Here is a 12,173-nt window from a genome sequence, read left to right as displayed (position 1 = left end):
CCGTTGACAGCCGGATCTATAAATAAATTCATAAAAAACTCCTTTTACATGTTCTGGCTAATAGATTATAATAGATTTTACAGGAAATGCAACATTTAAAAAATTGTCTGGAGAGTAGATTATGGAGTTAACACATATAAATGAACAGGGGCGGGCTCGGATGGTGGATGTCTCTGAAAAAGATGATACCAAGAGGATTGCCGTGGGGTTTGGAAAGATTTGCATGAAAAAAGAGACTCTGATGAAGATTCAAAATCAGGAGATAAAAAAAGGGGACGTACTGGGGGTGGCTCAGGTGTCGGCAATCATGGCGGCAAAACGGACCTTTGAAACCATACCGATGTGCCATCCGATTTTGTTGACCGGAGCCGATGCGGATTTTAAAATCGTCGAGGATGGTATAGAAATCCGGATGACGGTGAAGACGACGGGAAAGACCGGCGTGGAGATGGAAGCTCTGAATGGGGTCAGCGCTGCGGCATTGACAATTTATGATATGTGCAAAGGAATTGACAGGGCAATGTATATTGAAAATATATGTTTACTGGAAAAGGATGGTGGCCGTTCCGGACATTTTGTTAGAAAGACTTGAGAAAGAAGGGGTGGGCATGGCATTATTATCAGTAGTTTTACCGGCATACAATGAAGAAATGATGGTGGAACGGGCCGGAGAACGATTGGGACAATTGTTGAAAGATGAAAAGATAAAGTTCGAATTGATTTTTGTAGATGATGGGTCTAAAGATCGGACCTGGTCTAAAATTGAGGAAATGGCCAAAAGATATAAATTCATCCGGGGAATTCATTTTTCCAGAAATTTTGGAAAGGAAGCCGCAATCTTTGCGGGGTTGGCTGAAGCCGGGGGAGAATGTTCCGTGGTTATGGATTGCGATCTGCAGCATCCGCCGGAAACAGTCATTGAAATGTACCGCCGGTGGGAAGAAGGCTATGAGGTTGTTGAAGGCATAAAACATTCGAGAGGAAGGGAAAGCCTGGGACATAAGGCAAGTGCCGGACTTTTTTATAAAATTATGACAAAAGCAACCGGAATCGATATGTCCAGAGCCTCAGATTTCAAACTGTTGGATAAACGGGCGGTGGCTGCTTTGTTGGATATGCCGGAGCGCAATGCTTTTTTCAGAGCATTGTCATCCTGGATTGGTTTTAAAACGACAACGGTAAAATTTGATGTTCAACCGAGAGAGGCCGGGGAATCCAAATGGTCTACCTGGTCCCTTGTAAAATATGCGGTTACGAATATTGCGGCCTTTTCTTCGGTTCCATTGCAAATGGTCACAGTGGCCGGCGTGTTCATGTTTATTTTTGCCGTGATCATGGCTGTAGAATCGCTGGTAAGATATTTTGGCGGTCATGCATTGGAAGGCTTCACAACGGTCATTTTGCTTCTTCTCATTATTGGAAGCCTTGTCATGATGAGCCTCGGGATTATCGGCTATTATATTTCGAAGATTTATGAAGAGGTCAAAGGCCGTCCGCGTTACATTATTTCGAGAACGGCGGGAATTAAAAATAGAACTTTACAAACAGAAGATTCGTGCTATAATGAAAAAGAAATCGAATAATGAAATAAATAATCATGCTAGGGGAGCGAAAGCTGAGAAAGTCACCGACTTGACCCTTTGAACTTGATGCGGGTAATACCGACGTAGGGAAGCAGAGAACAGAATTAAGAGAGCTTTCCGTTGGAAGGTTCTTTTTTGTTTATAGAAAACGGAGGTAAGGAAAAATGACATTAACAGATGAGTTATATGAAAGCGTAAAGGATATTTGGAAAGGGTATCATGAACATCCCTTTGTGAGAGGTATCGGAGACGGCAGTCTGCCGATTGAAAAATTCCGGTTTTATATGCTTCAGGATTATCTGTATTTATACGATTACGCAAAAGTGTTTGCCCTTGGGGTCGTAAAATCCACGGAGCCTTCCATGATTCGTCGTTTTTCATATTTTGTAGAAGATACGCTGGGTGGAGAGATGGACATTCATTCCGGCTATATGGAACGTCTGGGAATCACGGATGAAGAAGTGGCACGGGCATCCAAAAGCCTTGCAAACGCTTCCTACACAAGTTATATGCTGGAAGTGGGATTCCGGGGGGACGAACTGGATATCCTTGTGGCCATTCTGTCCTGTGCATGGAGTTATGCGGAAATTGGTCATAAATTGGCGGAAAAATATCCGGAAGCAGTGAACCATCCATTTTACGGGGAATGGGTGAAAGGCTATACATCCAAAGAATATAACGATATGAATGATGAGATACTTTATCTTGTCAATACACTCGGTGATGGCATCAGCCGTCGGCGTGTAGAGGAACTCAAAGAAGTATTTGTGAATTGCAGCCGTTATGAGGGAATGTTCTGGGATATGGCATGGAATATGGAGATGTAAATAATGTTGACATTTAAAGATGTAACTTTTCGTTATCCGGAAGATAAAGAAGCGATGATGACGGATTTGTCCTTTCAGGTAGAGCAGGGAGAGTTTGTGTCTTTGATCGGAGCCAGCGGCTGCGGTAAAAGTACGATTTTTCGACTGATCAACCGTTTGCTGGAACCGGACAGCGGAGAGATTTTTGTGGGTGGACAAGAGATTCATAAAATTCGGAGTTATGCCGGATATATGCCTCAAAAGGACTTGTTGTTCCCGTGGAGGACCATTGAAAAGAATCTCTGCCTTCCTATGGAAATTCAAAAGATAGATAAAGAGGAGCAGCGGCGCCGCAGCGGCGAAGTACTGAAAGAAGTCGGACTGGAGGATTATCGGAATAAGTATCCAAAAGATTTATCGGGTGGTATGCGGCAGCGCATATCCTTTGCGCGGACACTTTTAACAGATGCGGATTTAATGCTTCTGGATGAGCCTTTCAGTGCGTTGGATGCTTTGACTCGTATGGATATGCAGGAGTGGCTTTTGAATCAATGGGAACATTTTCATAAAACAATTTTGTTTATCACCCATGATGTGGAAGAAGCGATTTTTTTATCCCAAAAAATATATATCATTACAGAAACACCAATCACTCATCTGGAAATTGTTGAGGTTCCGGAGAACTATCCGAGAAAACGGGACTTTCTGCGGCGGCCCGAGATGGAAACGCTGAAAGCTAAGCTGACGATGCAGCTTCGAAAGCAGGTGATGTGATATGAAACGATATTTGCCTTCAATACTTTTTCTCGCGGCGCTTCTTCTGCTCTGGCAGTTAGGTGCGGGGCGCATGGATGCAGCATACATTTTGCCGACACCTATAGGAATTTTGAGAAAATTGTGGGAACTGCGAGAACCACTTTTTGCCATCCATCTTCCGGCGACGATGAAGGTGACAGGGATTGGACTGATAATTTCAATTGTCCTGGGCATTGGTCTGGCAATATTGATGGATGCAAGCCCGGTGGTGGAACAAGCCCTTTATCCAATTGTTATTGCCTCCCAGACGATTCCGACAACAGCGATTGCGCCGTTATTTGTCGTCTGGTTTGGATATGGTATCTGGAGCAAGATTGTGGTGACCATTCTCATGACATTTTTTCCGATTACAATTACCGTCTTTGATGGATTCAAATCGGTAAAAAGAGAGATGGAAGAATTGCTCATCAGTTACGGTGCAACCCCAAAAGACATATTTATAAAATTAAAATTGCCGACAGCGCTGCCTCATTTCTTTTCGGCGATAAAGATGGCTATTCCGCTGAGCGTTATCGGTGCGGCCATTGGTGAATGGCTCGGAGCCCAGAGCGGATTGGGATATTTCAGCCGAAGAATGATGACCCAATTAGACGGTGCCGGTGTTTTTGCGCCAATTATATTACTGTCTGCTGTGGCGATGATTTTGGTAGGCATTATCAGCCTGCTTGAAAATATATTAATTAAATGGAGGAAGGAATTATGAAAAAAATACTTGTGACTATTCTGTGCGGAGCAATGCTTTTAAGCATGACAGCCTGCGGACAGAATGGTACAAAAGAGACTAAAAAAACGGCAGATGGAACAGAAAGCATGGAGACAGCCGGGGCGGCTGCTGAAGAAGGAAACAGCGAATTAAAAGAAGTAAATGTTGTTTTGGACTGGTATCCAAACGCTGTGCATGCATTTATCTATGATGCCATTGAAAAAGGCTATTATGCGGAAGAAGGCATTAAAGTAAATGTTCAATTTCCTTCAAATACGAATGATGCCATGTCTCTGACAGCGGCTGGAAAAGCAGAGGTGGGTATTTATTATCTGCCGGATGTCATTATGGCCCGTGCGAACCAGAATGTGCCGATTCGATGCATTGGTGCATTGACCCAGTCTGATCTGAATATTATTCTGTCGTTGAAAGAGAAGAATATTAACGGACCGGAGGATTTAGCCGGAAAGACTATCGGATATTCGGGTACAGAGTTGAGTGAAGCGATGATCCGTACCATGATGGAGACGGCAGGAGTTCCGACAGATTCGGTGACATTGGTGGATGTGGGCTTTGATCTGATGTCTTCCATGACAACCGGACAGGTGGATGCAACTATTGGATGTATGGTCAATCATGAAGTTCCACAGATGGAAAAAGAAGGCTTTGAAGTCAGTTATTTCTATCCACAGGAATATGGTGTTCCGAAAAGCTATGAGTTGATTTTTGTCACAAGTGATGATATGATTAACAACGACGCGGATACTCTGGCTGCTTTCATGAGAGCTTCAGCCAGAGGCTTTGAAGATATGAAAGCAGATCCTGAAGCTGCTCTGGACATTTTACTGGCGAACCAGAACGCGGAGAATTTTCCATTGGATAAAGATGTGGAAATGCGGAGCATGGAAGTACTTATGCCGGTATTGACTTCTTCAGAAGGCGGATTCGGGGCTCAGGAAGCTTCTGTATGGCAGGAGAATATTGACTGGCTGAAGGAAGAAGGACTGCTTAAAAATGACATTACGCCGGAAGAACTTATGGCGGATGTACTGAATTAAAGTTTCAACCGGAGATTCCATATTCCGATTTGGAGCTTATAAACAAAGGAGGATGGAATATGGATGTAATGAATCAGGTTCTGACCGTCGTGCAGTCAGCAGCCATTCCGTTATTGGCTGTGCTTATGGCGATCGTGGTGATCAATATGATGAAAGGAACCGGGAAAACAACAGCAGTAAAAGAGGACAGCTTTAAAGTGACGGAGAGCGGCTTCTGGCTGGTCATTGCGCTTTTTGGTGTAGCAGCAGCTGCGGTTTTTGTGTGGCTGGCATCTACAAATAAGACGGAAGGACAGGTCGTTACAGCTTATGTACTGGCAGTCATCTGTGTGATCGTTTCAGTTATTACCTGTTATGTTTATTTCAAGCGGAGCCTGACGGTGGAAGGAGACACCCTCACCTATCAGCCGTTAAAGGGCAAAGCAGAAATTTATCAGGCAAAGGCGGTGGGCAGAATTGATATTGTTCAATCTCCAAGATGTGAAGAGATGCGATTTTATAACCGTTCAGGTAAAAAACTTTTTGAGATCCAGGGTTATATGATCAATTCCCAGGCACTGCGTAAATACATGCGTAAGTACCCGGTAAAAATTTCAAAAATCGATGATGATAAAAAATAAAAAATATAAATCAGTCAGAGCGTACACAGGGTGGTTCTGGGAACAATTTTCCCCGAACCACTTTTCTTTTTTTTGAATTATTTTTTTTGTCAAAAAAACGCAATTGATTCTTGTTAAGATAATAGCAAAATTTGAATAAAATGAGTGTGAAGTTTTTGGAAAACAGCCGTAAATAGTAGTCAAATTCTCTTAAATATGTTATATTAACAGAGAAAATATGGTGTATTTGCTTAAAAAAGTTTAATTTGCATGCGAAATATTTCAAAAATGCATTATGCGGAAATGCATTGAAATGCAGAATTGCATAATGCGTTTGTGAAAAAAACAACAAAAAACCTTGGATTTAGGGGACTTTTTCAAAAATAAAAGTTGGCACGAAAATTGCGGATTAATCTATTGAAAAAAATTATAAGTTTAAGGAGGATATTTTTATGGAGTTTGGTTTATCGAAAGAGCATCTTCTGGCACAGCAGTTGTACAGAAGTTTTGCCGAAAAAGAAGTAAAACCGTTAGCTCAGGAGCTGGACGAGGAAGAAAGATTTCCATGGGAGACCGTAAAAAAAATGGCTAAATACGGCATGATGGGTATTCCGATTCCGAAGGAGTATGGCGGACAGGGTGCAGATGTCCTTACATATATCATGGCTGTTGAAGAGATGGCTAAGGTTTGCGGTACTACATCCGTTATTATGTCCGCACACACATCTTTATGTGCAACTCCGATTCTTGAGAACGGAACAGAAGAACAGAAACAGAAATACCTGGTACCTCTGGCAAAGGGCGAAAAGATTGGTGCATTCGGTCTTACAGAACCAGGTGCTGGTACAGATGCTTCCATGCAGCAGACAAAAGCTGTTCTGGAAGGTGACCACTATGTATTAAATGGTTCCAAGATTTTCATCACGAACGCTGAAGCAGCAGATATCTTCATCGTTATGGCTATGACTGATAAATCTAAAGGAACAAAAGGTATTTCCGCATTTATCGTGGAAAGAGATTTCCCTGGATTCTCCGTAGGCCCTCACGAGAAAAAGATGGGTATCCGCGGTTCATCCACATGTGAACTGATTTTTGAAAACTGTATCGTTCCGAAGGAAAATATGCTCGGTAAAGAAGGAAAAGGCTTTGCTCTGGCTATGAAGACTTTGGACGGTGGACGTATTGGTATCGCAGCACAGGCTTTAGGCCTTGCAGAAGGTGCAATTGATGAAGCTGTGAAGTATACGAAAGAAAGAAAACAGTTCGGAAGAAAGATTTCTCAGTTCCAGAATACTCAGTTCCAGTTGGCAGACATGTTTGCAAAAACTGAAGCCGCTAAATATCTTGTATATAAAGCAGCTTGGAGAAAAGGCGCTAAACTTCCATACACTGTTGATGCAGCTACCGCAAAATTATTTGCAGCAGAAACAGCTATGGCTGTAACAACAAAAGCTGTTCAGTTATTCGGCGGTTATGGTTATACGAGAGACTACCCGGTTGAACGTATGATGAGAGATGCTAAGATCACTGAAATTTATGAAGGAACATCTGAAGTTCAGAGAATGGTTATCTCTGGGGCAATGTTACACTAGTATTTTGGAGAGGAGAATCAGGACATGAAAAATATCGTAGTATGTATCAAACAGGTTCCGGATACAACAGAAGTTAAGCTTGATCCGGTTACTGGAACACTTATCAGAGATGGCGTTCCAAGTATTATCAACCCTGATGACAAAGCAGCTCTTGAAGTTGCATTACAGATTAAAGAAAAAACAGGCGCAGCAGTTACAGTTGTTTCCATGGGACCTCCACAGGCAGACGTTGCTTTAAGAGAAGCATTAGCTATGGGTGCTGATGAAGCAGTACTTGTATCTGACAGAAAATTCGGCGGCGCTGATACGTGGGCAACATCTTCCACGATCGCAGGTGCAATCAAAAAACTTGATTATGATCTGATCGTAGCAGGACGTCAGGCTATCGACGGTGATACCGCACAGGTTGGTCCTCAGATTGCTGAACATCTTGGAATCCCGCATGTAAGTTATGCAGCAAGTGTTGAAGTTGAAGACGATGACACTGTAGTTATTCGCAGAAACTTTGAAGATCGCTATCACATTATCGAAGCTAAAACACCATTGTTAATCACAACTCTCGGCGAAGAGATCGAACCTCGTTATATGAGCGTTGGCGGTATTTTCGACGCATACAGAGAAAAAGAAGTCAAAGTATGGGGCTATGATGACCTTCAGGGCTGTGTAGATGATTCTAACTTAGGCTTAAAAGGTTCTCCGACACAGGTTAAGAAGTCCTTCACTAAACCTGTCAAACCAGCCGGAACACTTTATCAGGAAGTTTCCGCTGACGAAGCTGTTGAAATTATCGTTAACAAGTTGAAAGAAAAATACATCATTTAATTAGGGAGCAGGTGAAACAATGAGTAAGAATGTATATGTTTTCGCAGAGCAGAGAGATGGAGTTATCCAGAAGGTTGCTTATGAACTGATTGGTAAAGCTAGAGAACTGGCAGATGCTTTAGGCCAGGAAGTTGTTGCTGTTGTTTTAGGCGATGGTATCCAGGCTGCCGCTGCTGAATTATTTAAATTTGGTGCAGATCAGGTTATCGCTGTAGATGCTCCGGTTCTTGGAGAATATTCTACAGAACCATATGCTAAAGCAATGAATGCAATCATTAAAGCAAAAGAACCTGAAATTGTTATCTATGGTGCAACAGCCATCGGCCGTGACCTTGCTCCTCGTGTATCTGCAAGAGTACATACAGGTCTGACAGCTGACTGTACGAAACTTGAAATTGATGAAGAGACAAAAGGTCTTTGGATGACTCGTCCGGCTTTCGGCGGCAATATTATGGCAACGATCGTTTGCCCGAACTTCCGTCCTCAGATGGCTACTGTAAGACCAGGTGTTATGAAGGCTCTGGAAGAAGATGCCTCTAAGACCGGTACAGTAGAAGTCTTTGATGCTGGTGTCAGCGAAGCTGATATGAATATCAAGATTCGTGAAGTTGTTAAAGATACAAAGAAGACTGTGGATATTACAGAAGCTAAGATACTTGTTTCCGGCGGACGTGGTATCGGCGGTCCGGAAGGCTTTGGTATGCTGAAAGAGCTTGCTGACGAACTCGGCGGCGAAATCGCTTCTTCCAGAGCATGTGTTGATGCAGGATGGATTGACAGAGACCGTCAGGTTGGCCAGACCGGTAAAACAGTTCGTCCAAATCTTTACATTGCAGCAGGTATCTCTGGTGCTATCCAGCATGCAGCAGGTATGGAAGATTCTGATCTTATTATTGCAATCAATAAGAACAACACAGCTCCAATTTTTGAAGTTGCTGATGTAGGTATTGTTGGCGATTGCACAGCAATTATTCCTAAATTAACAGAAGCATTGAAAAAATTAGAGAAATAGTATAGTATTATATATCGGCTGAGACCTCGTTTGGGAGATTAGGGACTCCCGAACGGGGTTGAAGATAAATAGCCGGAATTCAGTGGTGCGTTTTCCGGTCACTAATTATATTGCTTATATATAGTTGCATGGGAGGTTTTTGATATGAGTAAAGTAGTTACGATGGATCAGGCCGTTGCTATGATTCAGCCAAATGATCTGGTTATTACCAGTGGTTTCCTTACAGCAGGTACTCCAGATGCCATTATGAAGGCTGTTGCAGATTCTTTTGATGCGACGGGATCTCCAAACAACCTGACGATCATGTATGCTGCCGGTCAGGGTAACAAAAAAGGCGGCCAGCAGGAACGCTGGGCAAAAGAAGGATTAATCAAACGTTGGATTGGTGGACACTTTGGTTTCTCTCCAAAGGTAATCGATATGATCATTAATAACAAAGTAGAGGCATACAACCTGCCTCAGGGTGTTATTATTGAGATGTACCGTGCAATGGGACAGGGACGTAAAGGCTATATCACTAATGTAGGTCTTGAAACTTTCGTAGACCCTCGTTTGGAAGGCGGCAAGTTAAACAGCCGTACAACCGAAGATATCATCAAAGTTATCCAGGTTGAAGGCGAAGACCAGCTTTATTACAAGCTGCCAAAGGCAAATATTGCATTAATCCGTGTAACTACAGCGGATACAAATGGTAACTGTACAATTGAAGATGAAATTCTTCCTTTGGATATTTTATCTGCGGCTATGGCTGCTAAAGGATGTGGCGGTAAAGTTATCGTTCAGGCAAAACACATTGTTCAGGCAGATACGATTCCATCGAGACAGGTAGCAGTTCCTGGTATTTTTGTAGACGCGATCGTTGTTCCGGATGATCCGGAAGAAACTCACAGACAGTGTGCCGATTTCTTTGTAAATCCGACATTATCCGGTGCTTACAAAGTTCCTACGGACGCTGTTGCTCCAGAACCATTTGGTACCAAGAAATTTATTGGTAGAAGATGTGCGATGGAACTTGTTCCAAATGCAGTTGTTAACTTAGGTGTTGGTATTCCTGAAAAAGTTGCTACAGTAGCAGGTGAAGAGGGATTTGCAGATCAGTTGACATTGACGACCGAGTCCGGTATGATCGGTGGTGTTCCAAGCGGCGGCGGCTCCTTTGGTGCAGGAGTTAACGGCTGGGGTGAACTGCCGGAAGTCAGCCAGTTTGACTTCTACGATGGCGGCGGACTGGATGTTACATATCTTGGTCTTGCAGAGTGTGACCCTAAGGGTAACGTTAACGTAAGTAAATTTGGAACAAATGTTGCAGGCTGCGGCGGCTTCATTAACATTTCCCAGAATACACAGAATTGTATTTTCTGCGGAACATTTACAGCCGGCGGACTGAAAACAGCAGTTGAAGATGGTAAACTGGTAATTGTTCAGGAAGGTAAAAAGAAGAAATTCGTTTCTTCTGTTGAACAGGTTACATTCTCTGGTGATTATGCACGCAGAAATAAAATGCATGTAATGTTCGTTACAGAACGTGCAGTTATTGAACTGTTGGAGGATGGTCTGACTGTTACTGAAATTGCTCCAGGTATCGATCTTCAGACGCAGGTTCTTGATCAGATGGATTTCAAACCTCTGGTTGCTGAGAACCTGAAAACTATGGACCTTAGAATCTTTGTTGATGCTCCTATGGGTATCAAAGATGAGATTATGGCTAAGGCAAAATAGTTGTAACTTAACGAGGGAGGAAAAATAATATGAGTTTATTTGGTATTGTATTAGGCTTGGCCCTGCTTATTTTCTTAGCATTTAAAGGCCAGTCCATTCTTTGGGTTGCACCGGTTTGTGCAGCAGTTGTAGCGCTCCTCAGTATGTTCGAAGATCCTACAATTAATGTGTTATCAATGTGGACAGATAACTATATGGCAGCTATGGCTACTTTCTTACAGACTTGGTTCCCGGCTTTCATGCTTGGTGCTATTTTCGGTAAGGTTATGGAGATTTCCGGTGCTGCTAAATCTGTAGGTCTTTGGCTTACAAAATTGATCGGCGCTAAACAGGCTATGTTAGCAACAGTTATCGCTTGTGCCGTTCTTACATACGGCGGTATCTCTTTGTTCGTAGTAGTATTTGCTATCTACCCGCTGGCAGTTGCTCTTTACAGAGAGGCGGATATTCCGAACAAATTGATTCCTGGAGCTATTTCCCTGGGAGCTTTTACATTTACAATGACAGCTATCCCTGGTACACCTCAGATCCAGAACATTATTCCAACAAAATACTATGGTACAACGGCTATGGCTGCTCCGATCATGGGTATTATTGCGGCATTAGTTATGTTAGTGCTTGGTGTTCTGTGGATGAAGAGCAGAGAAAACAAACTTAAAAAAGAAGGTTTACACTTTGTTGAACCATCGAACGTTGAAACTATTTCAGATGATGGTTCTCTGCCAAATCCAATTGTTTCTTTGATTCCTCTGGTTTCTGTTCCTGTAACGTTGAACGCACTGAAATTCCCATTAGTAGGTTCTCTGTTACTGGCTGTTGTACTTGCAATCGTATTGAACCTTAAAGCTGCAAAAGATTTCCCGAAGGCTATCAATGATGGTGCGGCCGGTGGTCTTATGTCTATCGGTAACACAGCTGCTGCCAACGGTTTCGGCGGTGTTGTTAAAGCCGTTCCTGGTTTCGCAACATTGACAACAATGCTTCTTGGTGTTCCTGGAACTCCTCTGATTTCTGAAGCAATTGCTGTATCTGTACTTGCAGGTGCTACAGGTTCCGCTTCCGGTGGTATGGGTATTGCTCTTGAAGCATTAGGCCCGAAATATATGGAATTGGCAGCCAATGATCCAAAATTAAGCCCAGAGGCTCTGCACAGAGTTGCATCTGTTGCATCCGGTGGCCTTGATACACTGCCACACAACGGTGCTGTTATCACTCTGTTGAGTGTTTGTGGTCTGACACATAAAGATTCTTATATCGATATCGGTATGAACTGTTGTGTAATTCCAACGATTGCAGTAATCATTTGTATTATTTTTGCTATGTTTGGCATTTGCTAATTTGTTGTTGATTAAAATAAGTTATGATTATGGGGCCGTCGCATTAATGATTGAATAAATCATAGATGCGGCGGCCTCTTTGTGCTCATTTTAAGGAAAATCCCTTGAATAATAAGACGTTATTTG

12 protein-coding genes and 1 riboswitch are annotated in these 12,173 nt (G+C 42.7%); all 12 genes read left to right on the top strand.

The window, feature by feature from the left end; all coding sequences use genetic code 11:
* The first annotated feature begins 121 nt into the window (after positions 1-121).
* The 12 genes from moaC (at position 122) to EV212_RS07325 (ending at position 12,047) form a co-directional block, all read left to right on the top strand.
* Positions 122-592 (top strand): cyclic pyranopterin monophosphate synthase MoaC, encoded by a 471-nt coding sequence (gene moaC / locus EV212_RS07380; protein WP_279221987.1) that lies wholly within the window; start codon positions 122-124, stop codon positions 590-592.
* A gap of 16 nt (positions 593-608) precedes the next feature.
* Positions 609-1,583 (top strand): glycosyltransferase family 2 protein, encoded by a 975-nt coding sequence (locus EV212_RS07375; protein WP_132091141.1) that lies wholly within the window; start codon positions 609-611, stop codon positions 1,581-1,583.
* A 9-nt stretch (positions 1,584-1,592) separates the two neighbouring features.
* Positions 1,593-1,690, top strand: a riboswitch (TPP riboswitch).
* Positions 1,691-1,747: 57 nt separating this feature from the next.
* Positions 1,748-2,410, top strand: coding sequence for a thiaminase II (tenA, locus tag EV212_RS07370; RefSeq protein ID WP_132091138.1), 663 nt, complete (start codon positions 1,748-1,750; stop codon positions 2,408-2,410).
* Between the two features lie 3 nt (positions 2,411-2,413).
* Positions 2,414-3,163 (top strand): ABC transporter ATP-binding protein, encoded by a 750-nt coding sequence (locus tag EV212_RS07365; protein ID WP_132091135.1) that lies wholly within the window; start codon positions 2,414-2,416, stop codon positions 3,161-3,163.
* Between the two features lies 1 nt (position 3,164).
* Positions 3,165-3,908, top strand: a complete 744-nt coding sequence (locus tag EV212_RS07360) for an ABC transporter permease (protein WP_132091132.1) — start codon at positions 3,165-3,167, stop codon at positions 3,906-3,908.
* On the top strand, positions 3,905-4,966 hold the full coding sequence (locus EV212_RS07355; RefSeq protein ID WP_243115501.1) for an ABC transporter substrate-binding protein: 1,062 nt from the start codon (positions 3,905-3,907) through the stop codon (positions 4,964-4,966). Before EV212_RS07360 ends, EV212_RS07355 begins: the two co-directional genes overlap by 4 nt.
* A gap of 59 nt (positions 4,967-5,025) precedes the next feature.
* Positions 5,026-5,586: a hypothetical protein gene (locus tag EV212_RS07350; RefSeq protein ID WP_132091126.1), complete on the top strand. Its 561-nt coding sequence runs from the start codon at positions 5,026-5,028 to the stop codon at positions 5,584-5,586.
* Between the two features lie 431 nt (positions 5,587-6,017).
* Complete coding sequence (locus EV212_RS07345; protein WP_132091123.1) at positions 6,018-7,157, top strand: acyl-CoA dehydrogenase; 1,140 nt, start codon at positions 6,018-6,020, stop codon at positions 7,155-7,157.
* Between the two features lie 24 nt (positions 7,158-7,181).
* A complete protein-coding gene (locus EV212_RS07340; protein WP_132091120.1) occupies positions 7,182-7,979 on the top strand; it encodes an electron transfer flavoprotein subunit beta/FixA family protein in 798 nt (265 codons plus the stop codon).
* A gap of 19 nt (positions 7,980-7,998) precedes the next feature.
* Positions 7,999-8,991: an electron transfer flavoprotein subunit alpha/FixB family protein gene (locus EV212_RS07335; protein ID WP_132091117.1), complete on the top strand. Its 993-nt coding sequence runs from the start codon at positions 7,999-8,001 to the stop codon at positions 8,989-8,991.
* A gap of 144 nt (positions 8,992-9,135) precedes the next feature.
* Complete coding sequence (locus EV212_RS07330; RefSeq protein ID WP_132091114.1) at positions 9,136-10,710, top strand: acyl CoA:acetate/3-ketoacid CoA transferase; 1,575 nt, start codon at positions 9,136-9,138, stop codon at positions 10,708-10,710.
* A 29-nt stretch (positions 10,711-10,739) separates the two neighbouring features.
* The gene (locus EV212_RS07325; protein WP_132091111.1) at positions 10,740-12,047 is read left to right on the top strand and encodes a GntP family permease; all 1,308 of its coding nucleotides are present in this window, start codon (positions 10,740-10,742) and stop codon (positions 12,045-12,047) included.
* Positions 12,048-12,173 lie beyond the last annotated feature (126 nt).

This window comes from Frisingicoccus caecimuris (assembly GCF_004340975.1).
Taxonomy (GTDB): Bacteria; Bacillota; Clostridia; order Lachnospirales; family Lachnospiraceae; genus Frisingicoccus; species Frisingicoccus caecimuris.
This window is presented reverse-complemented; position numbering and strand designations above follow the sequence as displayed.

Bases quoted from the DNA above. Each gene is read 5' to 3' on its own strand.
- EV212_RS07365 (WP_132091135.1), top strand. From the start codon at position 2,414: ATGTTGACATTTAAAGATGTAACTTTTCGTTATCCGGAAGATAAAGAA.
- EV212_RS07355 (WP_243115501.1), top strand. From the start codon at position 3,905: ATGAAAAAAATACTTGTGACTATTCTGTGCGGAGCAATGCTTTTAAGC.
- tenA (WP_132091138.1), top strand. From the start codon at position 1,748: ATGACATTAACAGATGAGTTATATGAAAGCGTAAAGGATATTTGGAAA.
- EV212_RS07375 (WP_132091141.1), top strand. From the start codon at position 609: ATGGCATTATTATCAGTAGTTTTACCGGCATACAATGAAGAAATGATG.
- EV212_RS07360 (WP_132091132.1), top strand. From the start codon at position 3,165: ATGAAACGATATTTGCCTTCAATACTTTTTCTCGCGGCGCTTCTTCTG.
- EV212_RS07335 (WP_132091117.1), top strand. From the start codon at position 7,999: ATGAGTAAGAATGTATATGTTTTCGCAGAGCAGAGAGATGGAGTTATC.
- EV212_RS07325 (WP_132091111.1), top strand. From the start codon at position 10,740: ATGAGTTTATTTGGTATTGTATTAGGCTTGGCCCTGCTTATTTTCTTA.
- EV212_RS07350 (WP_132091126.1), top strand. From the start codon at position 5,026: ATGGATGTAATGAATCAGGTTCTGACCGTCGTGCAGTCAGCAGCCATT.
- EV212_RS07345 (WP_132091123.1), top strand. From the start codon at position 6,018: ATGGAGTTTGGTTTATCGAAAGAGCATCTTCTGGCACAGCAGTTGTAC.
- EV212_RS07340 (WP_132091120.1), top strand. From the start codon at position 7,182: ATGAAAAATATCGTAGTATGTATCAAACAGGTTCCGGATACAACAGAA.
- moaC (WP_279221987.1), top strand. From the start codon at position 122: ATGGAGTTAACACATATAAATGAACAGGGGCGGGCTCGGATGGTGGAT.
- EV212_RS07330 (WP_132091114.1), top strand. From the start codon at position 9,136: ATGAGTAAAGTAGTTACGATGGATCAGGCCGTTGCTATGATTCAGCCA.